At 71.3% G+C, this 26,145-nt stretch carries 26 protein-coding genes; 11 read left to right on the forward strand and 15 right to left on the reverse strand.

Features of this window, described 5'->3' with window-relative positions; all coding sequences use genetic code 11:
- Positions 1 to 35: 35 nt before the first annotated feature.
- The 6 genes from ABD978_RS20395 to ABD978_RS20420 form a co-directional block, all read right to left on the reverse strand.
- Positions 36 to 1,757, reverse strand: a complete 1,722-nt coding sequence (locus tag ABD978_RS20395; RefSeq protein WP_345356530.1) for a glycoside hydrolase family 6 protein — start codon at positions 1,755 to 1,757, stop codon at positions 36 to 38.
- 119 nt (positions 1,758 to 1,876) lie between these two features.
- The gene (locus ABD978_RS20400) at positions 1,877 to 4,798 is read right to left on the reverse strand and encodes a glycoside hydrolase family 48 protein (RefSeq protein WP_345356533.1); all 2,922 of its coding nucleotides are present in this window, start codon (positions 4,796 to 4,798) and stop codon (positions 1,877 to 1,879) included.
- A gap of 80 nt (positions 4,799 to 4,878) precedes the next feature.
- The gene (locus ABD978_RS20405) at positions 4,879 to 5,892 is read right to left on the reverse strand and encodes a LacI family DNA-binding transcriptional regulator (RefSeq protein WP_345356536.1); all 1,014 of its coding nucleotides are present in this window, start codon (positions 5,890 to 5,892) and stop codon (positions 4,879 to 4,881) included.
- Between the two features lie 277 nt (positions 5,893 to 6,169).
- A complete protein-coding gene (locus ABD978_RS20410) occupies positions 6,170 to 6,955 on the reverse strand; it encodes a CPBP family intramembrane glutamic endopeptidase (RefSeq protein ID WP_345356539.1) in 786 nt (261 codons plus the stop codon).
- Positions 6,943 to 7,695, reverse strand: coding sequence for an enoyl-CoA hydratase-related protein (locus tag ABD978_RS20415; protein ID WP_345356542.1), 753 nt, complete (start codon positions 7,693 to 7,695; stop codon positions 6,943 to 6,945). Before ABD978_RS20415 ends, ABD978_RS20410 begins: the two co-directional genes overlap by 13 nt.
- A gap of 176 nt (positions 7,696 to 7,871) precedes the next feature.
- Positions 7,872 to 8,366: an NAD(P)H-binding protein gene (locus ABD978_RS20420; RefSeq protein WP_345356545.1), complete on the reverse strand. Its 495-nt coding sequence runs from the start codon at positions 8,364 to 8,366 to the stop codon at positions 7,872 to 7,874.
- Between the two features lie 106 nt (positions 8,367 to 8,472).
- Here ABD978_RS20420 and ABD978_RS20425 point away from each other — a divergent pair, with 106 nt between their 5' ends.
- The gene (locus tag ABD978_RS20425; protein WP_345356548.1) at positions 8,473 to 8,835 is read left to right on the forward strand and encodes a winged helix-turn-helix transcriptional regulator; all 363 of its coding nucleotides are present in this window, start codon (positions 8,473 to 8,475) and stop codon (positions 8,833 to 8,835) included.
- Here ABD978_RS20425 and ABD978_RS20430 read toward each other — a convergent pair.
- Positions 8,832 to 9,596 carry a TetR/AcrR family transcriptional regulator gene (locus ABD978_RS20430; protein WP_345356551.1) on the reverse strand — a complete coding sequence of 255 codons (765 nt, stop codon included), beginning with the start codon at positions 9,594 to 9,596 and terminating at the stop codon, positions 8,832 to 8,834. The two genes, ABD978_RS20425 and ABD978_RS20430, sit on opposite strands and share 4 nt — an antisense overlap.
- A gap of 85 nt (positions 9,597 to 9,681) precedes the next feature.
- Between ABD978_RS20430 and ABD978_RS20435 the strand changes: the two genes are divergently transcribed.
- Positions 9,682 to 10,587: an NmrA family NAD(P)-binding protein gene (locus tag ABD978_RS20435; RefSeq protein ID WP_345356554.1), complete on the forward strand. Its 906-nt coding sequence runs from the start codon at positions 9,682 to 9,684 to the stop codon at positions 10,585 to 10,587.
- 24 nt (positions 10,588 to 10,611) lie between these two features.
- Here the strand turns inward: ABD978_RS20435 and ABD978_RS20440 are convergent, their stop codons facing one another.
- The 3 genes from ABD978_RS20440 to ABD978_RS20450 form a co-directional block, all read right to left on the reverse strand.
- Positions 10,612 to 12,540, reverse strand: a complete 1,929-nt coding sequence (locus ABD978_RS20440) for an acetyl/propionyl/methylcrotonyl-CoA carboxylase subunit alpha (RefSeq protein ID WP_345356557.1) — start codon at positions 12,538 to 12,540, stop codon at positions 10,612 to 10,614.
- 3 nt (positions 12,541 to 12,543) lie between these two features.
- Entirely contained in the window at positions 12,544 to 14,142 is a 1,599-nt protein-coding gene (locus ABD978_RS20445) for an acyl-CoA carboxylase subunit beta (protein ID WP_345356560.1), read from the reverse strand.
- Between the two features lie 142 nt (positions 14,143 to 14,284).
- Entirely contained in the window at positions 14,285 to 14,941 is a 657-nt protein-coding gene (locus ABD978_RS20450) for an SDR family oxidoreductase (protein ID WP_345356563.1), read from the reverse strand.
- Here ABD978_RS20450 and ABD978_RS20455 point away from each other — a divergent pair.
- Positions 14,931 to 15,290, forward strand: a complete 360-nt coding sequence (locus tag ABD978_RS20455) for a winged helix-turn-helix transcriptional regulator (RefSeq protein WP_345356566.1) — start codon at positions 14,931 to 14,933, stop codon at positions 15,288 to 15,290. The two genes, ABD978_RS20450 and ABD978_RS20455, sit on opposite strands and share 11 nt — an antisense overlap.
- Positions 15,291 to 15,294: 4 nt before the next feature.
- Here the strand turns inward: ABD978_RS20455 and ABD978_RS20460 are convergent, their stop codons facing one another.
- Positions 15,295 to 15,738, reverse strand: coding sequence for a MarR family winged helix-turn-helix transcriptional regulator (locus ABD978_RS20460; RefSeq protein WP_345356569.1), 444 nt, complete (start codon positions 15,736 to 15,738; stop codon positions 15,295 to 15,297).
- Positions 15,739 to 15,834: 96 nt separating this feature from the next.
- Between ABD978_RS20460 and ABD978_RS20465 the strand changes: the two genes are divergently transcribed.
- The 4 genes from ABD978_RS20465 to ABD978_RS20480 are packed head-to-tail and all read left to right on the forward strand — an operon-like array spanning position 15,835 to position 17,283.
- Positions 15,835 to 16,041: a hypothetical protein gene (locus ABD978_RS20465; protein ID WP_345356572.1), complete on the forward strand. Its 207-nt coding sequence runs from the start codon at positions 15,835 to 15,837 to the stop codon at positions 16,039 to 16,041.
- The gene (locus ABD978_RS20470) at positions 16,038 to 16,436 is read left to right on the forward strand and encodes a PPOX class F420-dependent oxidoreductase (RefSeq protein WP_345356575.1); all 399 of its coding nucleotides are present in this window, start codon (positions 16,038 to 16,040) and stop codon (positions 16,434 to 16,436) included. The genes ABD978_RS20465 and ABD978_RS20470 overlap by 4 nt, the downstream gene beginning before the upstream one ends.
- A gap of 50 nt (positions 16,437 to 16,486) precedes the next feature.
- Positions 16,487 to 16,720 (forward strand): RNA polymerase subunit sigma-70, encoded by a 234-nt coding sequence (locus ABD978_RS20475; protein ID WP_252783236.1) that lies wholly within the window; start codon positions 16,487 to 16,489, stop codon positions 16,718 to 16,720.
- A gap of 2 nt (positions 16,721 to 16,722) precedes the next feature.
- On the forward strand, positions 16,723 to 17,283 hold the full coding sequence (locus tag ABD978_RS20480; protein ID WP_345356578.1) for a Clp protease N-terminal domain-containing protein: 561 nt from the start codon (positions 16,723 to 16,725) through the stop codon (positions 17,281 to 17,283).
- 157 nt (positions 17,284 to 17,440) lie between these two features.
- On the opposite strand, the gene ABD978_RS20485 is transcribed toward ABD978_RS20480, so the two are convergent.
- Positions 17,441 to 18,901, reverse strand: a complete 1,461-nt coding sequence (locus ABD978_RS20485) for an MDR family MFS transporter (protein WP_345356581.1) — start codon at positions 18,899 to 18,901, stop codon at positions 17,441 to 17,443.
- A gap of 398 nt (positions 18,902 to 19,299) precedes the next feature.
- Here ABD978_RS20485 and ABD978_RS20490 point away from each other — a divergent pair, with 398 nt between their 5' ends.
- Complete coding sequence (locus ABD978_RS20490; protein ID WP_345356584.1) at positions 19,300 to 20,313, forward strand: pectate lyase family protein; 1,014 nt, start codon at positions 19,300 to 19,302, stop codon at positions 20,311 to 20,313.
- 64 nt (positions 20,314 to 20,377) lie between these two features.
- Here the strand turns inward: ABD978_RS20490 and ABD978_RS20495 are convergent, their stop codons facing one another.
- Together ABD978_RS20495 and ABD978_RS20500 are read right to left on the reverse strand one after the other, a co-directional pair.
- The gene (locus tag ABD978_RS20495; RefSeq protein WP_345356587.1) at positions 20,378 to 22,249 is read right to left on the reverse strand and encodes a rhamnogalacturonan lyase; all 1,872 of its coding nucleotides are present in this window, start codon (positions 22,247 to 22,249) and stop codon (positions 20,378 to 20,380) included.
- A gap of 223 nt (positions 22,250 to 22,472) precedes the next feature.
- Positions 22,473 to 23,429, reverse strand: coding sequence for an SDR family NAD(P)-dependent oxidoreductase (locus ABD978_RS20500; RefSeq protein ID WP_345356590.1), 957 nt, complete (start codon positions 23,427 to 23,429; stop codon positions 22,473 to 22,475).
- Positions 23,430 to 23,485: 56 nt separating this feature from the next.
- Between ABD978_RS20500 and ABD978_RS20505 the strand changes: the two genes are divergently transcribed.
- The 3 genes from ABD978_RS20505 to ABD978_RS20515 all read left to right on the forward strand — a co-directional run bounded on the left by ABD978_RS20505 (position 23,486) and on the right by ABD978_RS20515 (position 25,881).
- The gene (locus ABD978_RS20505) at positions 23,486 to 23,905 is read left to right on the forward strand and encodes a MerR family transcriptional regulator (RefSeq protein WP_345356593.1); all 420 of its coding nucleotides are present in this window, start codon (positions 23,486 to 23,488) and stop codon (positions 23,903 to 23,905) included.
- A gap of 522 nt (positions 23,906 to 24,427) precedes the next feature.
- Complete coding sequence (locus ABD978_RS20510; RefSeq protein WP_345356596.1) at positions 24,428 to 25,174, forward strand: class I SAM-dependent methyltransferase; 747 nt, start codon at positions 24,428 to 24,430, stop codon at positions 25,172 to 25,174.
- Entirely contained in the window at positions 25,171 to 25,881 is a 711-nt protein-coding gene (locus ABD978_RS20515) for a hypothetical protein (RefSeq protein WP_345356599.1), read from the forward strand. Before ABD978_RS20510 ends, ABD978_RS20515 begins: the two co-directional genes overlap by 4 nt.
- Here ABD978_RS20515 and ABD978_RS20520 read toward each other — a convergent pair.
- The coding region (locus ABD978_RS20520; RefSeq protein WP_345356602.1) for a hypothetical protein at positions 25,829 to 26,145 on the reverse strand (317 nt) is incomplete at its 5' end. The two genes, ABD978_RS20515 and ABD978_RS20520, sit on opposite strands and share 53 nt — an antisense overlap.

Genomic DNA, 26,145 nt, shown 5'->3' on the forward strand with positions numbered 1-26,145 from the left:
GCGCGGGTCAGGCCCGCGTCATGGCGACCGGTGTCCTACTGCACCGGCGGGTAGGCGTTCTGCAGGAGCTGGTGGAACATCGCGGAGAACCAGTGACCGGACAGCGGGGCGTTCGCCATGGCACCGGTCGGGCTATTGCCGTTGCGCGCGTTCCCGCCGTAGGTCGGGTCGCACATCTGGTCGAAGCCCTTGCCCTCGTCGTTCGGGATGCTGGTGCTCGACCCGTCGGACTCGCCCGGCGGCTTGACCCACGCGTAGGCGTCGAAGCCGGCGGCCGGAGCGGCGGTCGGCCGGGCGCCCAGGCCGGAGCCGGACTGGTTGCACCAGTCACCGACGTGCGGCCGGCGGTCGACGCGCTCGGCGTTGACCTGGGTGTTGATGTCACTCGCCGTGCTCGGTCCGGTCGGCCGGGCCGACCCGCCCCAGCCGTTGCGGGAGGTGTCGATCACCATGCCGATGCTCGACGGGAAGCCGTCGGAGATCAGCTGCTGACGGAAGGCCGCGCCGAAGCTCGACTCGTCTACGTAGTAGTTCCAGTCCACCCAGGTCGACGCGCGGGTCTGGTCGTTGACCGGCAGGTACGGCTCAGTGGTCGGAGAGTAGTTGGCGGTGTTGATGACGAAGCCGTCGACGCTGTTGACGCCCGCCGTGGTGCCCTTGGCGACCGTGGCGAACAGCTGCGCGGCGGGCCCGAAGTTGCTGTCCCAGCCGAGCCAGCCATGGTGGCCGGCGTCGAGGTAGGTGTAGACGTTGCTGATCGCGTGCAGCTTGTTCAGCGCGTACTGGACGCCCTTCACATAGTTGCCGTTCTGCTGCATCGTCTGGCACTGGGTGGTCGCGGTGTTGCCGCTGACGTTGGTGACCAGGTTCGGCAGCGAGTCGGGCTCGATGTAGGTGACGATCTTGAGGTTCGCGTACTTCGAGTCGCTCATGATCGAGGCGATCGGGTCGATGTACTCGGTCTGGTAGCGGCCGATGTCCGTCGGGCCGAGTTCGCCGTTGGAGGCGAGCGCCGCGCAGTCACGACCGGGCAGGTCGTAGATGACGAACTGCGCATAGCTCGCGCCCTGCGCCACAGCGGCGTCGAGGTGGGCGCGCAGGCCCATCCCGCCGTTGACTCCGTTGATCGCCGCGATGCGGTCCAGCCACACGGCGGTCGGCTGGTTGGCGATCGCACTTCCGCCGTCGTTCTTGGCCTCGGTGGACCATTCGGAGTTCACGTAGCCCTTGCCGCCGGTGAACGGGTTGTCGGCGTGCGATCCGCCGTTTCCGGGCGGAGTGGGCGTCGGGGTCGGCGTGGGCGTCGGGGTACCGCCTCCGGCGGACCCGGTGCAGGTCGTGCCGTTGAGGGTGAAGGACGTCGGGGCGTCATTCGTCCCGGAGTAGGAGGCGTTGAAGCCCAGCGACGTCGACGCGTTGGTGGCGAGGCTGCCGTTGTAGGACAGGCTCTTCACCGTCACGTGCTTGCCGGACTGGGAGAACGTCCCGCTCCAGCCCTGGGTGACCTGCTGGTTCCCGGCGAAGTCCCACTCCAGGGTCCAGGAGCTGAGCGAGTCGCCGAGGTTGGTGATCCCGATGTTCGCGGTGAAGCCGTTGTTCCACTGGTTCACCGACCAGGTCACCTTACAGCCAGCGGCCGCGTGGGCCCGGCCCATGCCGAACAGCACGGAGACGAGGCCGAGCAGCAGCGCGGCGATCGCCACGACTGCCCGGTCCATCCGCGGCGCGACGCCGCGGCGGGGGTTGACTTTCAACAAGGGTGTGTCCTCCTCAGGACGGTTCGGAGCGCTTCCGGGGTCGGAACGGCTCCATCGGGCGGGGCGGAGGGGGCGTGGGGTGCTCCGGGGGCGCCGGCCGGCGCCCCCGGAGCGGTCGATCACTGGTTGAAGAGCTGGCCGTAGGTCGCCATCGCCGTCGCGATGTCCGCCTGCGCCCAGAACCGGTGGTAGTTGAAGACCGGCGCCGCTCCGCCGTTCAGGTACGACTGGACCTTCGACCAGGAGGGGTCCTGCTTGTACCAGGAGCGGAGCGACAGGAACGTCGCGTTGCTGTCGATCTTGTCGCCGTTCGGCATCGTGCCGGTCCAGCCGGAGGGCACGTACACGCCGTCGTGGTTGGTGTTGGAGGTGCTGTACGCCTGCGTGAACCGGTTGTAGTCCGTACGGGTCTCCGGCACCGAGATGCCGATCCCGTCCTGGTCATTGGCCCACATGTCGTCGAGCAGCGTCTGCGCGGTCGACTTGGCCGTGGTGCTGCCGGACTTGGCCGCGTAGTAGGCCAGGGTCTTGGCGTACGCCCCGGCCACGCCGACGTCATTGGTGTAGTCGGCGATCGTGACGTGCAGGTTGGCGTTGGAGCCGGGGCTGGAGGGGTTCCAGGTGTCGGGCTGGCCGCTCCAGTGCAGGGTCGAGGGGATCTGGTAGGTCCCGTCGGGATTCAGCTGGGTGTTGGCCGTGGCCCAGGCCACCCACTTGTCCAGCACGGTCTTGGCGGTGGTGTCACCGGTGACGTAGTAGTACTCGGCGACCCGCTCCATCGACCACGCCTGGAAGCCGAACCACTGGTTGCTCGGCGGGTCGTGGTACACCGGCTCCCAGTCGTAGGCCATGCCGTAGAAGGTCGAGTCGCCGGACGGCGGCGTGCCGTACGCGCCGCCCCAGCTGTTGGTCGCGCCACCGGCGATGGCGCCTTCGGAGGACTGCAGCCAGCGGTAGAACTCGAGCTGCCGCTGCAGACTCTTCTTCCAGTCGTCGACGCCGGTCGCGGACTTCGGCGCCATGGCCGAGTCGTTGGTCAGGGCGTACGCCGCCATCGGGTTCTGGTAGCCGGAGTGCGAGGCGCTGTCGCCGATCCGCCAGGCCCAGCCGGCGCTGGAGTCGGTCGCGCCGCCCCAGGCGTAGTACCAGGACAGCAGGTAGTGCTCGCTGTCCTTGCCGGTTCCGGCCGGGCAGCTCGGGCTGGTGCAGTTGCCGATCTTCTTGAAGTACTTGTCGAAGAAGGAGTACCGCAGGTAGTCGCCCATCTTGCCCGCCTTGGCGACCGTGGCGGACACGTCCGAGCCCTTGCCCTGCTGCTTGGCCCAGGTGTCGGCCCAGTACGCCGCCTGGATGGCGCGCGCGTCGGCGTCCGGGGCGTCGGTGTACTTCCACTGCTTGGCGTAGCTGGAGTCCTTGATGAACAGGTCCAGGTAGCCGTTCTTGCCGCCGTAGGTGAACTTGTCGCAGGTCGGCTGCGGGATGGTCTCCCAGACCGACTCCTGCGGGCCGCGCTGGTAGGTGTTGATGAAGGACGGCGCGTTGGTGCTCGGGCCCGCCTCGCAGCCGCCGCCGGGGGTGTCGCCGTAGCCGTAGACGTTGTCGACGTCCTGCAGCCAGTGCATGCCGTAGACGTCGTCGGTGCCGTAGGCCGACTTCAGCTCGGCCGCGATCGGGTCCTGGCCGGAGGTGACGCTCGAGTCGATCTGCGAGGGGTACTGGTCGGGCAGGTCGTGCTCGGCCGCGTACGTCGCGGGCTTGCTCGCGTTGTAGAAGCTGTTGGTCGGCTGGTCCGCGTGGGACGGGATCATGTACTTCTCCATGATCGCCCAGGCGTTGTTGAACTTGCTCCAGTCGCCGGTGACCTTCCCGTACACCGCCTGCATCCAGATCAGGTAGCTGTACGCCTCGGAGGTGGTCTCGTGGCCCTGGTCCGGCGCCTCGACCATCAGCGTCTCCACTGAGTGGTACGGGATGCCCTCCTTGCTGAAGTAACCGTTGGCCGGGTCGGTGATCTTGTTGTAGAGGGTGAGGAACCGGTCCTCGTACGCGCCGTTCGACTTCATCTCGGTGACGGTGACGCTCGCGGTGTCATATCCGGTCGCCTTGGCGGTGAAGGTCGCCGCGCCCGTGCCGGAGGAGTCCGCGCTGATCGTGACGTTCTGCGCGGTCGACCAGTTGGATGAGGTGAAGGTCAGCGTGCCGCCCGCGGAGACCGAGAGGCCGGTGTTCCCACTGGCCCGCGCGACCGTGACGGTCACGTTGCCGGCCGGCTGGCTCGACAGCTTCACGCCGAACGTCCCGGTCTTGCCCTGCTGGACGGTCAGCGCGGTCGGGCTCGCGACGACGGCGGGGCCGCTGGCGACGTGCACGCCGACCGGCGTGGACTCGGCGGTGGCGCCCTGGCTGTCATACGCCTTGGCGTACAGCGAGTAGTCCCCCGCCGGCACGTTCGTCCAGCTGAAGGAGTACGGCGAGGAGGTGTCGGTGCCGAGCAGCGTCGTGTCGCTGTAGAACTCGACCTTGCTGATCGTCGCGCCGTCACTGGCGCTCGCGGTCGCGGCGAGCGGGATCGTCGCGCCCGAGCTGTACGTCGCACCGGCGGCCGGGCTGGTCAGCGCCACGGTCGGCGCCTGGTGCGCCCCGTTGCAGACCGTCCCGTTGACGGAGAAGGACGTCGGCTTGGCGTTCGTGCCGCTGTAGCTGAAGTTCGCGCCGAAGCTGGTCGTGCCGTTCGTGGCGATCGTGCCGTTGTAGCTCAGGTTGGTGACGGTGATGTCCTGGCCGGACTGCGTCCAGTTGCCGCTCCAGCCCTGGGTGAGCTTCTGGTTGCCGGTGTAGGAGTACTTCAGGGTCCAGCCGTTGATCGCCGGACCGAGGTTGGTCAGCGTGATGTTGGCGGTGAAGCCCGAGCCCCAGTCGTTGACCGAGTAGTCGACCTTGCACTGCACGTCGGCGGCGTGCGCGCCGGTGCCGGCGGCGAACATGCCGGCCAGGAGCGACAGGACGACCAGGAACGGTCGCCACCTTTGCCGTCTCTTCATGGGCGGATTCCTCCTGACGGGGAGCACCACCGGCCCGCCGGGGCCGGCTGCTGAGGGGGTCGGCCTGCGCGGCCGGAGAATCACGCGGAGTCGCGGATGATGAGCTTCGTGTTCAGCACGACGCCCTGGCCGGAGGACGCCTCCCCGGCGATGCGGCCGAGCAGCTCGCGGGCCATGCGGACGCCCATGTCCTCGATGGGCCTGCGTACGGTCGTCAGCCGGGGGCGGACCCGGCCGGCGATCGGGGAGTCGTCGAAGCCGACGACGGCGACGTCGTCGGGGACCCGGCGCCCGGTGCGGCTCAGCGCGCGCAGCGCCCCGACGGCCATCTGGTCGGAGGCGCACAGCACGGCGTCTATGTCGGGCCTGCGATCCAGCAGGCGGTTCATCGCGTGCTCGCCCGACGCCTGGTGCAGGTCACCGTAGGTGATCAACCCGGAGGTCGGCAGGCCGGCGTCGCCGACGGCGGCGCGGTAGCCGGCCAGCCGGTCGACGCCCACGGCCCGGTCGGGCGGCCCGGCGATCGTCCCGATCGTCTGGCGTCCGCACTTGAGCAGGTAGTCCACGGCCGTACGGGCGCCGCCGCGGTTGTCGGCGTCGACGTACGGCAGCGGGGTCGTCCACAGCGGCCGCTCGGCCAGCAGGACGGGAACGCCCGTCTGCCGGAGTGCCATCGCGGGGGCGCCGTGCGCGCTGATCAGCAGCACGCCGTCGGCGCGGCCACCGCGCAGGTACTCCGCGACCGTGCCCCAGCGGCCGGCGCGGCCGACGATCAGGACCACGAGCTCACGGTCGTCGCCCAGCTCACGCCGGACGCCGGAGAACAGACGGGCGAAGAAATGATCGGTGAAGACGCGTGCGTCGTCCTCGCAGACCACCGCGGCGATCGATCCGCTGCGACGGTCCGCGGGGGCGGCGCGGTGTCGCACGTAGCCGAGGCGTTGCACGGCCTCTTCGACGCGGGAACGGGCACGCGGGCTGACCCGCGCGGTCCCGTTGATCACGCGTGACGCGGTGGCGGGTGAGACTCCGGCGAGAGCGGCGACGTGCGCGAGAGTGGGGGTCTCGACGTGCGCGAGCGTCGGCGTCTCCATGGTGCAGGAGGGTGCGGAGAGTTCCCTTCCGTTCACGGAAATGACTCCCTTCGGGCGCTGTGGCTCGAGTGGCGGGGGTGTGGGAGCGCTCCCACAATCCAAGGCGCGCGAAAGGGTTGTCAAGAGGAATGTATCGAGCGTGTAAACGGGGAGTTTCACCGCGATGATCGCCACGGGTTCGTCCCCGCTCGCGAGCAGGTCGCTTACCCGCCCCGCCGCCGGGCGGCCCCCACGAGGGGCCGTGAAAATCGATGAAAGAGGAAGAAAGGGCCGGCGCTCAGGGCAGCCAGGCCACGTGCCCGTGCAGGAGCGTGTACCCCACGAACGTCACGGCGTCGATCAGCGTGTGCGCCACGATCAGCGGCGTCGCCCGACCCCACCGCTGGTACAGCCGGCCGAAGATCAGGCCCATGATCACGTTGCCGGCGAACCCGCCGAACCCCTGGTAGAGGTGGTACGACCCGCGCAGCACCGCGCTGAGCGCCAGGGCGCGCCCCGGCGACCACTCCAGCTGGGAGAGCCGGCGCAGCAGGTAGCCCGCGACGATGACCTCTTCGAGGACGCCGTTCTGCGCGGCGGACAGCAGCAGCACCGGAATGCGCCACCAGACGTCCGGCAGCCGGGCCGGCACGACGGCGAGGTTGGCCCCGGAGTAGTACGCGGCGAGATAGAACCCCAGCCCGGCCCCGCCGATGACGGCGGCCAGCACCGCGCCGCGCAGGGTGTCCCGCAGCGGCTCCCGCCGGTCCACGCCGATCGTCGCCAGGGACTCGCCCGAGCGGGCCAGCAGGTAGGCCACGAGCGCCACCGGCGCCAGCGCGTTCGCGATGGCGAACATCTGGAACAGCAGGTCGATCCAGGGCCGTCCCGGCGCGTACGAGCCGACGATCAGCGCCTTCTGGTGCGACAGTGCCTTCGGCGCGGTGAGCGAGGCGATGAGCTGCAGCAGCGCCTGGACCCCGCTGGCGCCCAGCGAGACCGCGAAGACGACCCAGATCTCCGCGGTGAGCAGTCGCCGGCTCGCCGGCGCGGCGCGTACGTCCGCCACGGTCACGGAATCCACCGCGGATCGCGCTTCTCCAGGAAGGCCGCGATCCCCTCCTGGGCCTCCTCCGACGCGAACCGCTCGGCGGACAGCTCGGCCATCCGAGCGAAGTCCTCCGCCACCGACGCGCCCGGGACCATGCGCGGCAGCCGCTTGGCGACGGCGAGGGCCTCCGGCGCGCCCCGCAGCAGCATCCCGGTGTAGTGGGCGACGGCCGCGTCCAGCTCCTCCGGGCGCACGGCGCGGTTCAGCAGCCCGATCTCCTGCGCGCGCCGGGCGTCGAAGACCTCCCCGGTCAGGAAGTACTCGGCGGTGGCGCGCGGCTCCATGCGGCGCAGGCAGGTCACCGCGATCATCGCCGGCACCACGCCGAGCCGCACCTCGCTGAACGCGAACGTCGCGGTGTCCGGCCCCACCGCGATGTCGCAGGCGGTGACGAGGCCGAGCCCGCCGGCCCGCGCGGGTCCGTTGAGCCGCGCGACGACGGGCTTGGGGCTCTCCCAGATCAGCGTCAGCAGGCCCGGGACGTCCGGCGGCGCCCCGCCCGCCCGCTGCTCCTTCAGGTCCGCGCCCGCGCAGAACACCGGGCCGGTGCCCGTCAGGACGACGACGCGCACGGAGTCGTCCGCGGTCACCGCGGTGAGCGTCTCGCGCAACTCGGCGACGAGCCGGCTCGACAGTGCGTTGCGGTTCCGCGGCGAGTCCAGGGTGACGGTCGCGACGCCGCCCTCGGCGGTGAGACGGACGAGCGGTTCCATGGCCCTCCCCGGACGCATCCGGGAGGCGTCCCCTGCCGGTGGCCGGGCCACGGCCCGAGGAGGATCCGTCCCGGCCCATACAGTGACGGTTTCAGGCGCCGCACGCGTCCGCGTGATCGGCGCGGTCACATCTTACGCAGCCGCCGTCCGCCGGCACCGGGGCCCACCGCCCGCGATCAGGCGGCGATCGCGGCGAGGGTCCGGTGCTTCGGATCCTCGATCTCGGTGTCCGCGCCGTGGAACACCTCCACCTGGACGGCGTGCCCCAAGGAGAACGCCCGCCCCTCCGCCGGGAAGCCGGGCGCGTCGTGCACCGGGACGCCGGGCGCGGTCTCCAGGACGGTGCCGATGCCGACCAGCAGGAGCCGGCGGACCTCCGTCCGCGCCAGACCGTCCAGCAGGGCGTGCGCCGCGCTCGCGTAGAAGTCCTCCGATGACACGTCCAGCCGGACGGCCGCGTTGATCGCCGCGTCGTGTCCGGCGGCGACCGCCGCGACGCTGCCGGCGTCGGTGACGTCGCCGGCGACCAGGGCCACCCGCTCACCGGCGAGGTCCGCGTGCGCGGCGGGGTCGCGGACGACGGCGGTGACCCGGTGCCCGCGTGCGACGGCCTCGGCGACCGCGCGTCGGCCCGCCCGCCCACCGGCGCCGAAGATGACGATTCCGCTCATGGGGATGCTCCGTTCGGCATGGCCGGCTGCGATCTCCGGCCGCTGCCGCGGACGCTATCCGCCGCTCCCATGGTTACCGCAACGATAGTTACGTAGGCCCTCCGGGGTGACTCAGCCTCTCGATCCCGCCATGTTCCACGAGTGCCGGGACGGCGTCATGCCGCTCCAGATCGGCGACAAGTGGACCGCCCGGATCATCCGATGTCTGGAGGACGGCCCGCGCCGCTTCTCCGAGCTGCGGATCCCGCTGCGCGGCATCACGCCGAAGGTCCTCACCGAGTCGCTCCGGGCGATGGAGCGCGACGGCTTCGTCCGGCACACCGCGTACGCCGAGATGCCACGGCGGGCCGAGTACGAGCTGACCGCGCTCGGGCGCACGCTCCTGGAGCCGATGGAGGCGTGCTGCGAGTGGAGCAGGCGGCACCTGCCCGCGTTCCTCGACGCCCGCGAGTCCTGGAGCGGCTCCTAACCCTGTGGCTGGACGGCGCGACGGCGCCGGTGGGCGCGCTGGCGGCAGGTCGGACCGCAGTAGCGGGGTGGCCGCCCGGTGGCGCGGGCAGGCAGCCGCGCGCCGCATTCCACGCAGAACCTCTCGGCGGTGGTTCCGTGACGCGGCAGGGAGGATGAGTCACGGAACGCTTCGGCTTTCGTGACCGCCCCGGGACGCAGTCCGTCCAGCAGCAGCCGCACCAGCCGTGTGCCGCGTTCCGGGTCCCGGTGCGCGGAACGCAGCGCGGCACCGCCGACGGCCAGCGCGGACAGGTCGTCGGACCGTACGTCGGCGCGTATCGCACCGGCCTCTTTCGCGTCGCGCAGCAGACGCTCCAGCGCCTTGCGGAACCGCTGCCCCGCGGCGGCCATCACGACGCGCGGCCAGCCCTGGTCGGCGGTGAGCACGTCGCAGATGTGCTGGCGGCCCGCCGACTTCTCGATCACTTCGAGCAGGAACCCGAACAGCGCGTCACCGGGCGCGGCGCGGGCGGCCCACCGGTCGGCGGCGGCCGCCAGGCCCTCGATGTGCCCGGCGAGCACCGCCTCGATGAGGATCTCCTTGCTCGGGAAGTGCCGGTAGACGGTCCCGGCGCCGACCCCGGCGCGCTGCGCGATCCGGCCGAGTGACACTTCCAGCCCGTCCTCGGCGAACACGCGCATCGCCGTGCGCAGCACGATCTCTCGGTTGCGGCGGGCATCGGCGCGCCCGGCGGATGCCGGCGCCGGCGTTGCTGTCATGTCACGAAATCCTTGTCCACACGCTGAAACGGGGGGAGCATTCCGGATCGCTTCAGTATCCCGCATTATCTCCGGAAAGGGCACCATGACCACCGCGACACCGATAAATCCCGACTCCCCCGTCCTCGTCACCGGCGCCACCGGTAAGCAGGGTGGCGCCACCGCCCGGCGGTTGCTCGCCGGAGGGTGGCCGGTGCGGGCCCTGGTGCGTGACCTGACCGCACCCGCCGCCGCCGAACTGGCCGCCGCGGGTGCCCGGCTCGTGCGCGGCGACTTCGACGATCCGGCGAGCCTGCGGCCCGCGTTCGACGGCGCCGCCGCCGTGTTCGGCGTCCCGCCCGTGACCTTCGGACCGGCCGGCCCCGAGACGGATCGCGAAGTGGCCCGCGGCCGGGCGCTGATCGACGCCGCCGCCGCGGCGGGGATCGAGCAGGTCGTGTTCAGCACCGTCGCCTCGGCGTCGGGGGTCCCGGAGGGGAAGGCGCTGATCGAGGAGTACCTCCGCGACCACATCGCGCTGCCCACCGTGCTGCGGCCGGTCCGGTTCATGACCAACTACCTCGGCGTCGGGGGGCTCGGCATCGAGGGCATCTCCGACGGCGTGCACCGGCACCTCTTCTCTCCGCACGAGCCCATGCAGGTCATCGCGCTGGAGGACATCGCCGAGTTCGCCGCGCTCGCGCTCGCGGACCCGAACCGGTTCGCCGGACGGACCCTGGAACTGGCCGGCGACGAACCGACCCCGGTCGAGGCCGCCGCCGCCATCAGCGCGGCCACCGGCGTTCCGATCCGGTACGAGCAGCTCACCGACGGCGAGGCCGCCGCGCTCGGCCCGCACATCGCCGAGACCAAGAAGCGCTGGGAGGCCGGCCACCGCTGGCACGCCGACATCGAGGCACTGCGCGTCATCCACCCTGGGATGCGCACCCTCACCGACTGGCTCACCGAGTCCGGCGCCGCCGCCCTCCGCGCCCGCCTCACCGGCTCCTGACCCCGAACGAGTGCCGGCGCCGCCCTAGTCTCCCGCCGTCACCACGGCGAGGACGGCGCCGGTCTCGACCTGGCGGCCGACCTCGGCGTGCAGGGCCGTGACCACCCCGGCGGCCGGGGCGAGGATCTGGTGCTCCATCTTCATCGCCTCCAGCCACAGCACCGGCTGGCCGCGCTCGACGGTGTCGCCCTCGCGCACCGCGACGCGTACGACCGAGCCGGGCATGGGGGCGAGGAGCGTGCCGGGGGCGACCTGCTCGGCGGGGTCGGGCAGCCGCTCCACAGGCGTGAGCGTCACGGGCCCGAGGACGGACTCGACGTGCACGGCCCGGTCGTACCAGGCGACGGCGAACCGGAGCCGTACGCCGCCGCGGTCGAGGACCACCGCGTCAGGCCCGGCGGACACCAGCGCGACGTCCGGGTGGCCCTCGGCGGCCAGGCCGTCGCGGGTGAGCCGGTAGGCGACCTCCGCCTCCTCGAAGAGGGTGCGTTGCGGCTGGGAGGGGACGTTGCGCCAGCCGGCGGGCAGGTCGCGCAGGACGGGCGCGGCGAGGCGGCCCGCGGCGGCGTGGGCGAGGGCGGCGGCGAGCGCCGACAGGCGTACGGCCTCCTCGTCGGCGAGCGGCGCGGTCGCCGGGTGCCGGTCGAGGAAGCCGGTGTCCGTGTCGCCCGTGCGGAAGGCGTCGTGGCGCAGCGTGGCGACGAGCTGGTCGCGGTTGGTGACGAGCCCGTGGATCCTGGCCCCGGCCAGGGCGGCGGTGAGGCGGCGGATCGCCGCGGCGCGGGTGGGGCCGTAGGCGATGACCTTGGCGAGCATCGGGTCGTAGTGCGTCGAGACGACGCTGCCGGAGACGACGCCGGCGTCCAGCCGCAGCCCGTGCGCGGGAGGGACGGCGAACTCCGCGTCCACGCCCGGGATCTCGAAGGCGGGCAGCGGGCCGCTGTGCGGCCGGTAGCCCTCGGAGGGGTCCTCGGCGTACAGCCGCGCCTCGATCGCGTGGCCGCGCGGCCGCGGCGGGTCGCCCAGCGCGCCGCCCTCGGCGACCTCGAGCTGCAGCGCGACCAGGTCCACGCCGTACACGCACTCGGTGACCGGGTGCTCGACCTGCAACCGGGTGTTGACCTCGAGGAAGAAGAACCCGCCGTCGGGGGCGAGCATGAACTCCACGGTGCCCGCGCCGGTGTACCCGATCGCGCGCGCGGCAGCGGCCGCGGCCTCCGACAGGCGCGCCCGCAGCGCGGCGTCCACCGCTGGGGACGGGGCCTCCTCGATCACCTTCTGGTGCCGCCGCTGGATGGAGCACTCCCGCTCCCCCAGCGTCCAGACCGTGCCGTGAGAGTCCGCGAGCACCTGCACCTCGATGTGCCGGGCGCCGGTCAGCAGCGGTTCGCAGAAGACCGTCGGGTCGCCGAACGCCGACGCCGCCTCCCGCTGCGCGGACTCAATCGCGCCGGGCAGTTCCTCGGCGGTACGGACGATCCGCATGCCCCGGCCGCCGCCGCCCGCCGACGCCTTGACCAGCACGGGGAACTCGGTCACCGTCGCGGGGTCCGGCTCCGGGAGGACGGGTACGCCCGCGTCCCGCATCAGCCGCTTGGCCGCGATCTTGGAGCCCATCGCGGCGATCGCCGCCGGCGGCGGCCCGACCCAGGTGAGCCCGGCGGCGATGACCGCCTCGGCGAACGCGGCGTTCTCCGACAGGAAGCCGTAGCCGGGGTGCACCGCGTCCGCCCCGGAGGCCTTGGCCGCCGCGACGATCGCCTCCTGGTCGAGGTACGTCTCGGCGGGAGCGGCGCCCGGCAGGCGCACGGCCAGGTCGGCCTCGCCGGCGTGCGGGAGGGACGCGTCGGGGTCGGAGAACACGGCGACCGTGCTGATGCCGAGATCGCGGCAGGTGCGGAAGACCCGGCGGGCGATCTCGCCACGGTTCGCGACGAGCAGTCGAGAGATCATCGCCTACATCCTGAAGACACCGAAGCCCTCCGGGGCCTCGGCGACGGGGGCACTGTTGATCGCGGACAGGCAGAGGCCGAGGACGGTACGGGTGTCGCGCGGGTCGATGACGCCGTCGTCGTACAGCCGCCCGGACAGGAAGAACGGCAGCGACTCGGCCTCGATCTGCTGCTCGACCAGCGCGCGCATCTGGGCGTCCGCCTCTTCGTCGTACGCCTGGCCGCGGGCCTGGGCGGCCTGGCGGCCGACAATGGACAGCACGCCGGCGAGCTGCGCCGGGCCCATCACCGCCGACTTGGCGCTCGGCCAGGTGAACAGGAAGCGCGGGTCGTACGCCCGGCCGCACATGCCGTAGTTGCCCGCGCCGTACGACGCGCCCAGCACCACGGTCAGGTGCGGGACGCGGCTGTTGGACACCGCGTTGATCATCATGGCGCCGTGTTTGATGATGCCGCCCTGCTCGTACTCCGCGCCGACCATGTAGCCGGTGGTGTTCTGCAGGAACAGCAGCGGCGTGCCGCTCTGGTTCGCCAGCTGGATGAACTGCGCGGCCTTCTGCGCCTCCGCGCTGAACAGCACGCCGCGCGCGTTGGCGAGGATCCCGATCGGATAGCCGTGCAGCACCGCCCAGCCGGTGATCAGGCTGTCGCCGTACAGCGGCTTGAACTCGTCGAAGTCGGAGCCGTCGACGATCCGGGCGATCACCTCACGCGGATCGAACGGGATCTTGAGGTCCTCGGGGACGACGCCGAGCAGCTCGTCCTCGTCGTACGCGGGCGGGCGTACGGACAGCGGCTCGCGGCCCTGCTTGCGCCAGTTCAGCCGGGCGACGATGCGGCGGCCGATGCGCAGCGCGTCGTACTCGTCGGCGGCCATGTAGTCGGCCAGGCCGCTGGTGCGGGCGTGCATCTCGGCGCCGCCGAGGCTCTCGTCGTCGGACTCCTCGCCGGTGGCCATCTTGACCAGCGGCGGCCCGCCGAGGAAGACCTTGGCCCGGTCCTTGACCATGACCACGTAGTCGCTCATGCCGGGCAGGTACGCGCCGCCCGCCGTGGAGTTGCCGAAGACCAGCGCGATCGTCGGGATCCCGGCGGCGGACAGCCGGGTCAGGTCCCGGAACGTACGGCCGCCGGGGATGAAGATCTCTTTCTGGGTCGGCAGGTCCGCGCCGCCGGACTCGACCAGGTTGATCACGGGCAGGCGGTTCCGCAACGCGATCTCCGCGGCGCGGAACGACTTGCGCATCGTCCACGGGTTGCTGGAGCCGCCCCGTACGGTCGGGTCGCTGGCGGAGATCAGGCACTCGACGCCCTCGACGACGCCGATGCCGGTGACCACGCTGGCCCCCACCGTGAAGTCCGTGCCCCAGGCGGCCAGCGGCGACAGCTCCAGGAACGGTGAGTCCGGGTCGAGGAGCAGCTCGATCCGCTCGCGGGCCAGCAGCTTGCCGCGCTTGCGGTGCCGCTCGACGTACTTGGGCCCGCCGCCCGCGACCGCCTTGGCGTGCTCGGCGTCCAGCTCCGCCAGTCTGGCCAGCATCGCCGCCCGCCGGGCGGCATAGTCCGGCCCGGCGGTGTCCAGCGCGCTGGTGAGAACCGTCATCCCGTCCCTCCGTCACCGTGAGCCGTGCGTCGAGTATGTCCAACGACGGTGGCGCAATGGAAGATCACGGGAAGCGTGAGTCGAATCTCATTCGGTCACTCGTTTCGGCCGCCTGCGCTCGGGACGCGGTCAGAGAACAGGCTCAGGGAGCGGAGAGCACGCGGGAACCGCCGTCGACGGGGATGCGGATGCCGGTCGTCGCCTGGAAGTCTCCCCCCACCGCCGCGGCGATCACCTTCGCCACGTCCTCGGGCTCGAGCATCCGGTGCAGCACCGAGCGCTCGGCGCGCGCCTTCTCCACCTCCGGCGTCATCGTGTCGGCCGTGGCGTCCGTACGCACCGCGCCGGGCGCGACGACGTTCACCCCGATCCCGTACGGCCCGGCCTCCGCGGCGACGTGCCGCGCGAAGGTGTCGAGCGCCGCCTTGGCGGTGGCGTGCGCGATCGCGCCGGGGCGCGTGAGCTCAGCGCTGAGGCTGGAGACGTAGACGATCCGCCCGCTCCGCCGCCCGCGCATCACCTCCAGGACCCGCTTGGTCAGGTGGAAGACGGCGGCCATCTCGCCGTCCACCTTGCCGATGAAGTCCTCCCAGGTCATGACGTCCAGCGGCGCGAACGGCGGCGTGATGTTGGCGTTGCAGACGAGCGCGTCGAGGGTGTCGCGGCTTCGGATGAGGGCGGCGACCTGCTCCGGATCGCGGACGTCGGCCTGGGCGAGCTCCGCCGTGCCGCCTTCTCGCTTCCCTACCTCAGAGACGGTTCGTAGGACGGGACGGTGGCGAGACGGCGTGAGTGACACGTTTCACAGGGAGTGCCCGGCCCGCATGGTGCTCGACGACGTCACCAGCCGGTGGGGCGTCCTCATCCTCACCGCCATGCGCGAGCGGGACCTGCGCTTCTCCGAGCTGCGCGACAAGATCGAGGGGATCAGCGAGAAGATGCTGTCCCAGACGCTGCGCATGCTGCTGAGGGACGGCCTGGTGTCCCGCACGGTAGAGCCATCCACACCACCGAAGGTGACCTACGGCCTGACGACGCTGGGCAAGGGCATCACCGAGCCCTTGGAAGGCCTGTCCGGCTGGATCCGCGACCACGCCCAGGACATCCTCGCCGCGCAGGCCTCCTTCGACGCCACCGGCCCGCGATAGCGGCTCACTGCTCGGCCGCCTCCGCCTGGACGGCCTTGGCGAACCGGGCCAGCAGGGCGCGGAGGAGGTCGCGCTCCTCGGCGCTGAACTCCTCGAAGACGCGCCGCTCGATCGCCGAGGCCCGCGCGTCGGCCTTCTCCAATGCCGCCCGCCCCTCTTCGGTGATGCGGGTCTCCAGCACGTTCCGGTGCCAGGGATGGCGGGCGCGCTCGACGAGCCCCCGGTCCTCGAGATTCTTCAGCACGCCCGTCATCGCCTGCGGAGTGACCAGGCAGGCACGGGCGAGGGCCGCGCCCGACATCCCGGGATTGCCGGCGAGCGCGTAGAGCACGGCGTACTGCGGCACGGTCAGCCCGGCCACCTTCACGGCGGCGTGCTTGGCCGCCATGAGCTCCTGCTCCACCCGCTTGAGGTCCAGTCCGAGGCGTTCGTCCAGCGGCATGCCCATGACCGGATCGTACAGGCCCGTTCATCCATACCAAGGTTGACAATCATCAAGGTCTTGATAAGTTGCGGGCCGTACCGAACCGATTGGAGACCCACGGTGGCCCTTCTCGAAGATCCGGCGACGCTGCCGGCGTTCGTCGCGTCGACCCGCTCGCGGGCGGTGTCCGCCGGGCCGGCCCCGCATCAGTGCGACGCCGCGACCGGCGGCCTGCGCACCCTGCTCGACCGGCCGGCCGCCCTCCGCCGGATCGGCCGCCTGGCGGCCGACCGGCTCGCCCGAGACCTCACAGGAGACCTCCGATGACCGCACAGACCCTCATCCCCGACAGCCACCGCGACCTGCTCGAGCGCCCGCTGTTCGCGCACCTCGCCACGGTCGGCCCCGGCGGCCGGCCGCAGGTGACCCCGGTCTGGGTCATCTGGGACGGCGAGTTCCTGCGTTTCACGACGACTACCGACCGCCAGAAGTACCGCAACGTCCGCCGCGATCCGTCCGCGGCGATCTCCGTCAACGACCCCGACCAGCCGTACCGCTATCTGGAGGTGCGCGGCCTGATCGAGAGCGTCGAGGCCGACCCCGAGGGCGCGTTCTTCGACGTCCTCGCCGGCCGCTACGGGCTGCCCTACGACCCGCCGGTCGGGGACGCGGACCGACGCGTCGTCCTGGTGATGCGCCCGACTCACTTCACCTCCCAGTAGCGCGTCAACTTGGGTTGACAGCCCTCTCGATGTCAACCTATGTTGACGCCATGAACGACGGAGTCCAGCTCGCCCAGGCGGCGGGCAGCCGTGACCCGGCGATCGGGTTGCGGGCGGTGCGCGCACTGCGCGAACTCGCCGAACGCCTCGAGGGGCTGCAGGTCGAGAACGCGCGCGACCAGGGATGGTCCTGGCAGGAGATCGCCGTCTGCCTCGGCGTCAGCCGGCAGGCGGTCCACAAGAAGTACGGCGGCGGCCGGCGGATCCTCGGAAAGGAGCGGTAGGGATGTTCGAACGGTTCACCGACGAGGCCCGCCAGGTGGTGAAGCTGGCCCAGGAGGAGGCCCGGCGCCGGCGCCATCCGTTCATCGGCACCGAGCACCTGCTGCTGGCCTTCCTGGACGAAGGCCACGGTCCGGCGGCGCAGGCCCTGACGGCCCAGGGCGTCACCGGATCCGACATCGACCGACGGATGACCCTGCTCACGGGGCCGCCGGACAACGGGCTCGACCCGGAGGCGCTGGCGACGATCGGCATCGACCTGGACCAGGTCCGCGAGGCGACCGAGGCCAGCTTCGGCCCCGGCGCGCTCAACCCGAGAGGATGCCACCACCGCGAGGTGAGAAGGGGACACATCCCCTTGACCAAGAGGGCCAAGAAGATCCTCGAGTTCGCGCTGCGAGAGGCCCTCGCCCTCGGGCACAACTACATCGGCAGCGGGCACATGCTGCTCGGCCTGCTCCGCGAGGACCACGGCCTGGCCGTCCGCCTCCTCACCGACGCCGGGGTCGACCTGACCGCTCTGCGCGCCGACGTCACCCGGCGCATCCCGCCGAAGGCGGCCTGACGGAGAACGGTCCTCGCCGAGGGTCCCGGTGGCGCCCCGGGTCCCTCGGCCGTACGCCGCCGGTGGTCCGGCCGGGATCCGACGCCCCGGCCGAGTGCGGCCGACCGGGCGGCCGAGGTCCGGCGTCTCGGCCGAACACGGCCGACCGGGCAGGGGTTCAGCCGAGGTCGAGCGTCTCGGCCCGGCGCGGCATCAGGGCGACGGCCGCCACGCCGAGGATCGCCAGCGCGGCCAGCGTGAGGAACACGTTGTGGCTCGCGTGGTTCAGTGAGTTCCGGACGAAGGCCGCGACCGCCGGATCCTTGCCCCGGCCCGCCGAGACGACGCTGGTGGCGTCGACGTTCCGGCCGAGCCGGCCGGCGAGCGCGGCCGGCGGGTGGGCGAAGCGGTGCGCGAGCGTGCCGTTGGCGATCGCGCCGAACACCGCGGCGCCGACCGCGCTGCCGAGCGACCGGCCGAACATGTTGTTCCCCGTGACGACGCCACGGTGCTCCCACCCCACGACCGACTGCACGGCGACCAGCGTCGGGCTCGCCGTGAAGCCGAGGCCCACGCCGATCACGAAGCACGCGGCCGCGACCTCCCAGACCTTCGCGGACACGCCGAGCGGAAGGCACAGCAGCGTTCCGGCCACCGCGACGCCGCTGCCGATCAGCGCGGTGTCGCGGAACCCGATGCGCAGGTAGATGCGCCCGGCCTGGGAGGCGGCGATCGGCCAGCCGACCGTGAGCGCCGCGAGCGCGAACCCCGCCACCAGGGCGCTGGTGCCCAGCACGCCCTCGGCGTACGTCGGCACGTACGAGCTCAGCCCGATCGTCACCGCGCCCACCACCACGGACGTCAGGGTCGCGCCGACCAGGACGCGGTGACGGAAGACCCACAGCGGCAGGATCGGCTCGGCCACCCGCCGTTCGACCAGGCAGAAGGCCACCAGGGCGGCCAGTCCGACCGCGAAGATCAGAATGCTGGGCGCCGAGGCCCAGCCCCAGGCGACCCCGCCTTCCAGCAGGCCGAGGATGACCAGGGAGCAGCCGATGGTGAGCAGGACGGCGCCGGTGTAGTCCAGGCGGTGCGAGCGCCGTACGACCGACTCGGTGAAGCGGCGCGCGAGCATGTACGCGGCGAAGGCGCCCAGCGGCAGGTTGATGAAGAAGATCCACCGCCAGGACAGGTAGTCGGAGAACACGCCGCCGAGGGTCGGCCCGACGACGGCGGACATGCCCCAGACACTGGCGAGGTAGCCCTGGACCCGGGCGCGCTCCTCGACGGTGTACATGTCGCCGACCATGGTCATGCTCATCGGCTGGACGGCGCCGGCGCCGATGCCCTGGACGGCGCGGAAGATAACGAGGCTGAGCATGCTCCAGGCGGCCCCGCACAGGACCGAGCCGAGCAGGAACGCTCCGATGCCGAAGAACATGATCGGCTTGCGGCCGAACACGTCGGCCAGCTTCCCGTACAGCGGCACGCTGACCGCCTGAGTCAGCAGGTAGATCGAGAACAGCCACGGGAACTGGGTGAAGCCGCCGAGGTCGTGGACCACGGACGGCACCGCCGTGGCGATGATCGTGCTGTCCAGCGCGACGAGTCCGGTGCTGAGCATGAGCGCGACCAGCACGGGTCCCCGCTCCGATCGTAGGCCCACCCCCTGGGCCGTTCTGCGGGGATTCGTGGTCGTCACATCCATGTCCCTTCGCCCGGCAGCACGAGACCGGCCACCCCCGAAAGGGGACGACCGGCCCTTAGCGCCAACAACCATCCCAGACCACGAACCATTCCGCCGAAGCGGGATGGCCCCCGAAATGAAACTTTCACGGCTTCTGTCAGGAGCTTGTCAAGGAGCCGTCACGGGTTCGCGCTGGTGGGACGAGGGCGAACACGCCGCCAGAGCCGCGCCCGCGCGGACGGGGTCGCGGTGGCGCGTTGACGCCTCTCCCCGGACGGCGCGACTCTGCGGGAGGAAAACCTTTTCCGCACCGCTCCCACCGCACCACCCACCCCTGGAGGAGGTTCCCCATGGGGAACGACACGCACAGCACGGCCCGGACCCGGCGGCTCCCCCTGCGTCCCCTGAGCGCGGTCGCGGTCCTCGGTCTCGCCGTCGGGGCCGGCGCGCTGACCGGCACCGGCGCGACCGCCAGGACGGCCGCCCCGGCAGCCGCCGCCGCGTACGAGTCCAGCCCCGTCGGCTTCGCGAGCCTGAACGGCGGGACGACCGGCGGCGCGGGCGGCACGACCGTCACCGTGACCACCGCGTCGCAGCTGACCGACTACGCCTCGCGCAGCGGCTCCTACATCATCAAGGTCAACGCCTCGATCTCCCTGTCGTCGATGACGAAGGTGACGTCCAACAAGACGATCATCGGCGTCGGCACCGCGGGGAAGATCACCGGCTACGGGCTCAACGTCACCAACGCCAAGAACGTGATCATCCGGAACCTCACGTTCACGGGCTCGGCCGACGACGCCATCAACGTGCAGTACTCCACGGACGTGTGGATCGACCACAACGACCTGTCCAACGCCTACGACGGGCTCGTCGACATCAAGCGCGCGTCCGACTACGCGACCGTGTCGTGGAACCACTTCCACGACCACGACAAGACCGCACTGCTCGGCCACTCCGACGACAACTCGTCCGAGGACCTCGGCCACCTGCGGGTGACCTACGTGCACAACTGGTTCGACGGCACGACCCAGCGGCACCCGCGGGTCCGCTTCGGCAACCCGGTGCACGTCTTCAACAACTACTACGGCGCCGTCACCAGCTACGGTGTCGCCTCCACCTGCAACGCCGGGGTCTTCGTCGAGAAGAACTACTTCGACGGCGTCAAGACCCCCACGGTCATCCAGACCGGTGACTCCCCCGACGGGAACCTCAAGGCGAGCGACAACTACCTCGCGAACTCGGGCAGCGTCACCACCCGCAACGCCTCCAGCGTCGCGAGCATCCCCTACTCCTACTCGGCCGAGTCCGCCTCGACGGTGAAGGGCACCGTCACCGCCGGCGCGGGCGTCGGCAAGGTCTGACGCGTACGCCATGAGAACGGCCGTGGCGGGAGCCCCCGCCACGGCCGTTCCGGCGTGTTCGGGGTCAGGGGGTGTAGACGTTCGGCCGGGCGGGCTCGGCCATGCCGTTCCCGATGAAGAAGCTCGGGTGCGGCGGCTGGTTGTACGCGGTGTTCTGCCAGGCGATGGCCGTCCGGTACTGCGTGTCGTGCATCAGCGTGACGATCCGGCGGTCGGTCACCGCCGTCGTCGTGTAGATCCGCAGCGCGGTGCTGTCCGAGGTCCGCCAGATCACCTCCTCGCGCCAGTCGCCGAGGATGTCGCCCGACAGCGCCGGCGTGGACTTCGTGCCGTTGTTCGACGCCACCCCGGAGCCGGTGAGCAGGCGCGTGTCGGAGCTGGTGCCGTACTTGTCGATGTGCGTGCCGTCGAGCAGCTCCCGTACGGGGTCGGCGTCCCACCAGACGACGAAGTTCGTCGAGGACGGCTTGCGGCCGACCACGTTGCCGTGGGTGTCGCGCAGGCCGTCGGCCGCCGCGGACCACGACTCCGCCCCGGCACTGCCCGCCCAGACGTCGTCGGAGACCCCGCGGCCGTTGTCCCCGTTGGGGGTGGTCTGCCAGATGACCTGGCCGGTGCGGGCGTCGGCGAACCAGGAGCCGGGCTTGGACGAGTCCTCGTCGACCTTGAACTCCTCCAGCCCCGGACGGCTCGGGTCCAGGTCGCCGACGTGCATGGCGTCGCCGTGGCCGTTCTTCGTGGTCCACAGCCCGGCGCCGTTGTCGTCGACGCACATCGCGCCGTACACGATCTCGTCCTTGCCGTCGCCGTCCACGTCGGCCACCGAGAGCTGGTGGTTCCCCTGGCCGTCGTAGCCCTTGCCGGTGTTGGTGGAGCTGTTGGTGTCGAAGGTCCAGCGGCGGGTGAAGGCGCCGTTCCGCCAGTCCCACGCGCTGATCACCGTACGGGTGTAGTAGCCGCGCGCCTCGATCAGGCTCGGCCGCTGCCCGTCGACGTACGCCGTGCCCGCGAGGAACCGGTCGACCCGGTTGCCGTAGCCGTCACCCCAGCTCGACACGGTGCCGCGCGCCGGGACGTAGTCGACCGTCTGCATCGCCGCGCCGGTCTGCCCGTTGAACATCGTGAGGTACTCCGGGCCGGACAGGACGTACCCGCTGGAGTTGCGGTAGTCGGCCGAAGAGCTGCCGATGACCTTCCCGGTGCCGTCCTTCGTGCCGTCGGCGGTCTTCATGGCCACCTCGGCCTTGCCGTCGCCGTCGTAGTCGTACATCTGGAACTGCGTGTAGTGGGCGCCCGCCCGGATGTTGCGGCCGAGGTCGATCCGCCACAGCCGGGTGCCGCCCAGCCGGTACGCGTCGACGTACACGTCACCGGTGTAGCCGGACTGGGAGTTGTCCTTGGAGTTGGACGGATCCCACTTCAGGACGATCTCGTACTGCCCGTCCCCGTCGAGGTCGCCGACGCTCGCGTCGTTGGCGCTGTAGGTGTACGAGACGCCGTCCGGCGTCGTCCCGCCGGGCGGCGCGCTGATCGGCACGTCCAGGTAGCCGCCGCTGCCGAACTGCAGCGACGCCTCCGACGCCGCCTGCTCGGCCCCGTTCACCACGGGCCGTACCGTGTAGGAGGCCCCCGACGCGGCGCCGCCGTCGTAGTAGTTCGTCGAGTCGGTGATCGGGCTGGAGTTCACCTTCGTCGAGCCGCGGTAGAGGTTGAAGGCCACGCCGGCCGGGTCGGTGCCGAGCAGCCGCCAGCTGACGAAGTTCCCGCTGCCGGACCGCACGCTGACCACGCCGCGGTTCAGCTTCTCCACCTGCCGGGCGGTCGCCGCGACCGCGTCGTGCCGGGGCAGCTGCGCGCCTCCGGCGATCACCGTTCCGGCCGCGACGGCGAGCGCGATCGCTCCGCTGCGCCTCGGCCTGCTTCTGGGGCGTCCCATCGGCGTTCTCCTTCGTTCGCGGGGACAATCGGGAAAGCGCTTTCCCGATGGGTCGACGAAGGCTAATCCGGCCGATGGGCGAGGCCAAGGCGCTTTCACGGTCCTTTCAGCCGCAGCTCGCACTCGCCGCCCACCGGCGGGCCCGCCAGGGCGTCGGCCCCGGCCGACCCGCCGATGGACGAGACGGTCACTTCAGCTTTTTCGGCAGCTCTCGCCCTTGCCGTCAGGCGAACGCGTCCACCCCGGTGAGCTCGCCGGACAGCGTCCAGAGCCGCGCGGCCTCGTCCGGGTCCACCGCCCAGGGCTTGACGCCGCCGATGAGCATGTCGTCCGTGGTGGCGGGCTCGGCGATGTCGCAGTCCTGGCAGTACGCCCCGCCGTGGGCGTCGAGCAGCGGCGACGTGGCCGCCCACACGGCCGTCGCCGCGCCCTGCTCGGGGGTCTTGAAGCCCTCCGACGGCCGCCCCTCCGGGTCGATCCACCCCTGGGCGACCTGCTCCTCGTGCGGGATGTGCCGCTGGAGCGGAGTGAGGATGCTGCCCGGGTGCACCGCGAACGCCCGCAGCCCGTCGCCCGCCCCAAGCGCGTCGAGATGCACGGCGAACAGGGCGTTCGCGGTCTTCGACTGTGCGTACGCGAGCCACCGGTCGTAGCCCGCACGGAAGTGGACGTCGTCCCAGCGGATGCCGGACAGGAAGTGCCCCGAGGAGGCCACCGAGACGACCCGGGCCCGGCCCGGGGCCAGCGCCGGGCGAAGCCGGTTGACCAGGGCGAAGTGCCCGAGGTGGTTGGTCGCGAAGTGCGCCTCCCAGCCGGGCCCGACCCGAGTCTCCGGGCAGGCCATGATCCCGGCGTTGTCGATGACGAGGTCGAGCGTGCGGCCGGTCTCCAGGATCGACTCGGCGAACACCCGGACGCGCTCCAGGTCGGCCAGGTCGAGTTCGTGGACCTCCGTGCGGGGGATGCCGCGCAGGGCCTCCTCCGCCGTGGCCCGCCGCCGGGCGGGGACGATCACCTGCGCGCCCGCCCCGCTGAGCGCTCGCGTGGCCTCCAGCCCGAGGCCGGAGTACCCGCCGGTCACCAGGGCCGTCCGGCCCGACAGGTCGATGCCGGCCAGGACCTCCTCCGCCGTGCTGTGCGCGCCGAAACCACTGCCGATCTTCTGCTGCTTCGCTGTCATGGCTCAGGACGCTAAAACCTAGAGTTCTCTCTAGGTCAAGCTGTACGCTCGACGCCGTGACAAGGAATGCGGGCGGCCTGTCCATCGGGCAGGTCGCGGAGCGGACCGGGCTCAGCGTGCACGCCCTGCGGTTCTTCGAGCGCGAGGACCTCTTCCTCGGCCCGATCCGCCGGTCGGCGGGCGGGCAGCGGGTCTACGATCCCGCCGACGTCGAGTGGCTGCTGCTGTGCAACCGGTTCCGCGACTCCGGCATGTCGATCGCGACGATGAAGCGGTTCGCCGAGCTCGTACGGTCCGGTCCCGGCAACGAGCGAGATCGGCTGGCCCTCCTGGAGGAGCACGAACGCACCGTCCAGGCCAGGATCGCCGAGCTGACCGCCAGCCTGGAGGTCATCCACGACAAGGTCGCGACGTACCGCAGACACGTCGAGGATGGCACCGCCACCGGCCTGTGGTCCCCCACCCCCGGCCGCTGACCCGCCCACCAGGACCTGTCACGAGAGGCAACGGCCGTCGATCCCACCCGTAAGGCCGCGCGGCGCCCGCTCTGGCGCGGTTCACAAGTCACCGGAGGCGGTCCTCCAATCGGAAGGCGGCAGCGCAAGCCTCCACCGCGTCCTCGTGTCATCCCGCCGGATCGATCAGCCACTATGACGTCGGTATTGACCTCGCAGACCCGGCAAACTCGGTCATCGCCCCGTCAACACCGGCGGCACGGTGACAACGGCGGCGGCAACCTCACGGCGGAGGCATCGCGTTACGCCGCACCCCCTGCCGGGCGGACGCGGCCGCCGACCTCGATCAGCCCGCCCGGCCTCGGAGCGGTCGCGATCTGCGAGCCGCGGCCCTCGACCGGCCCGCCCGGCCGTGGCGTCTCGAGGCGGCGGCGACCACGGCGTACCGAATGCTCGGTAACCGCGCCTTGAAAAGGTGCATACGCCTACAGACCACCACCGCAGGCGCTTTGCTGAGCGATCGGTCCGGCTTACCCTTGGCCGGTGTTCTCGCCACAAGGCCCATCTCTACGTGAACTGGCGATCCAGGCGCTGTCCTCGGTCGAACACGGCTACGACCTGCTGGCTCCGAAGTTCGACCACACGCCGTTTCGTACCCCTGACAGCGTTCTCGACGCGACCGCCGACGCTCTGCGTCCGCTCGGGCCGTTCGGCGAGGGGCTGGACGTGTGCTGCGGCACCGGTGCGGGCATGCGGACCCTCGAGGCCGTCTGCCAGGGACGGATCACGGGTGTCGACCTCAGCGCCGGCATGCTCGCGCAGGCGCGCGCAGCGCACCCGGCCGCCGAGTGGGTACGGGCCGATGTCCGGGCCCTGCCCTTCGCCGAGGCCTTCGACGTGGCGGTCAGCTTCGGAGCGCTCGGGCACTTCCTGCCCGCCGACCGGCCCGCGCTGTTCGCCGGGGTGTACCGCGCGCTGCGGCCCGGTGGGCTCTTCGCCTTCCCCATCGGCGCGCCGCCGCCCATCACGTCGGGCTGGTACTGGGCGCTGCTGGGATTCGACCTGGCCATGCGGGTCCGGAACGCCGTGTGGCGTCCCCCGTTCGTCATGTACTACCGCACCTGCCCGCCGCACGCGCTCCGCGACGACCTGACGGCAGCCGGATTCACCGTCACGACGGTTCCCCTGGCGCCCCTGGGTCGGCGCGACGACGGCAGCCCGCGCTACCGGCTCGCCCTCGCGCGAAAGCCGACCGCGGAGGCCGACAGGCCGTATCGTCGTCCGGCGTGATCGGATTCCCGGATCTGGACGAGGCCGCCGAACGGCTCTACTCCACCTTCGCGCGCTATCCGCTCCCCGCCGAGCTCGACTACTGCGAGCATTGCGTGACCCCTTCCATGGTCGCGGCGACGCGGGCGAGACCGCTGCGCCTGCTCAGCGCGGACGACCTCCACCCTCTGATGTGGCGAGCCTTGTCCACCTGGGGCGACGAGGCGGAGCTCAAGCACTTCCTGCCCCGTGTCCTGGAGCTGATCGCCGATGATGAGGTCCTCGAAGGGGCCGTCGCGTCGATCTTCCTGAGCAAGGTCGCCTTGCTGTGGCGGACCTGGCCGGATGACGAGTGTGCCGCCATCGAGATGTTCCTCGGCGCCTGGTGGCCGACGATGCTGAGCGAGTTTCCCCGCGAGTTCACCGCGTTCTCCTTCTTGGAATCCAATGGAGAGCTGAGCGTGCCCATGGGGCCGTATCTCGCTCACTGGGAGACGCGCGAAGATGAGGCGGCCGCGCGTCATCTGGCATGGCTCGTCGCGGATCTCTGGTTCGGCGGTTTCACCGACGCTGCGTGGTACGCCACGCTGGAACATTGGGTCGAAGGTAGCGCCGTGGCGCGTCTGCTGGACGCTGCGGCGTCCACTGCGAGCACTCCTGAGGTCGCCGCGGAACTCAGCCGCGCGCGGGAACTCCTAGATCGGTGCCAGACGGCCGAGGAGCCCTGAGCCCGCGCAACTCCGTCGCGATGATCCAGGCGATGAGGAGGTCCACGGCGAGGCCGGACAGCGCCGCGAACTGGTTGATCGTGAACTTGAAGACCTGCCCGACGAGAACGTCGAGCAGCACGGCCGCGTTGCACATCCGGAACGCCGCGAGGCGGTCGCCGCGAGCGAGTCGCAGTGCCCCGTACCCGCTCAGGCGGATGAGTCCTAGGGCCTGTCCGGTAGATCTTGGCGTTCGGCTGAGGTCGATCTTGTGTCGGGCTTTGA

It is taken from the genome of Actinoallomurus liliacearum (assembly GCF_039542035.1).
Lineage (GTDB): Bacteria > Actinomycetota > Actinomycetes > Streptosporangiales > Streptosporangiaceae > Actinoallomurus > Actinoallomurus liliacearum.

What these genes read in the sequence shown, in the direction of transcription:
- ABD978_RS20400 (WP_345356533.1), bottom strand. Translation starts at nt 4,798, where the DNA reads ATGAAGAGACGGCAAAGGTGGCGACCGTTCCTGGTCGTCCTGTCGCTC.
- ABD978_RS20405 (WP_345356536.1), bottom strand. Translation starts at nt 5,892, where the DNA reads ATGGAGACGCCGACGCTCGCGCACGTCGAGACCCCCACTCTCGCGCAC.
- ABD978_RS20415 (WP_345356542.1), bottom strand. Translation starts at nt 7,695, where the DNA reads ATGGAACCGCTCGTCCGTCTCACCGCCGAGGGCGGCGTCGCGACCGTC.
- ABD978_RS20420 (WP_345356545.1), bottom strand. Translation starts at nt 8,366, where the DNA reads ATGAGCGGAATCGTCATCTTCGGCGCCGGTGGGCGGGCGGGCCGACGC.
- ABD978_RS20430 (WP_345356551.1), bottom strand. Translation starts at nt 9,596, where the DNA reads ATGACAGCAACGCCGGCGCCGGCATCCGCCGGGCGCGCCGATGCCCGC.
- ABD978_RS20435 (WP_345356554.1), top strand. Translation starts at nt 9,682, where the DNA reads ATGACCACCGCGACACCGATAAATCCCGACTCCCCCGTCCTCGTCACC.
- ABD978_RS20440 (WP_345356557.1), bottom strand. Translation starts at nt 12,540, where the DNA reads ATGATCTCTCGACTGCTCGTCGCGAACCGTGGCGAGATCGCCCGCCGG.
- ABD978_RS20445 (WP_345356560.1), bottom strand. Translation starts at nt 14,142, where the DNA reads ATGACGGTTCTCACCAGCGCGCTGGACACCGCCGGGCCGGACTATGCC.
- ABD978_RS20460 (WP_345356569.1), bottom strand. Translation starts at nt 15,738, where the DNA reads ATGGGCATGCCGCTGGACGAACGCCTCGGACTGGACCTCAAGCGGGTG.
- ABD978_RS20470 (WP_345356575.1), top strand. Translation starts at nt 16,038, where the DNA reads ATGACCGCACAGACCCTCATCCCCGACAGCCACCGCGACCTGCTCGAG.
- ABD978_RS20475 (WP_252783236.1), top strand. Translation starts at nt 16,487, where the DNA reads ATGAACGACGGAGTCCAGCTCGCCCAGGCGGCGGGCAGCCGTGACCCG.
- ABD978_RS20480 (WP_345356578.1), top strand. Translation starts at nt 16,723, where the DNA reads ATGTTCGAACGGTTCACCGACGAGGCCCGCCAGGTGGTGAAGCTGGCC.
- ABD978_RS20490 (WP_345356584.1), top strand. Translation starts at nt 19,300, where the DNA reads ATGGGGAACGACACGCACAGCACGGCCCGGACCCGGCGGCTCCCCCTG.
- ABD978_RS20495 (WP_345356587.1), bottom strand. Translation starts at nt 22,249, where the DNA reads ATGGGACGCCCCAGAAGCAGGCCGAGGCGCAGCGGAGCGATCGCGCTC.
- ABD978_RS20500 (WP_345356590.1), bottom strand. Translation starts at nt 23,429, where the DNA reads ATGACAGCGAAGCAGCAGAAGATCGGCAGTGGTTTCGGCGCGCACAGC.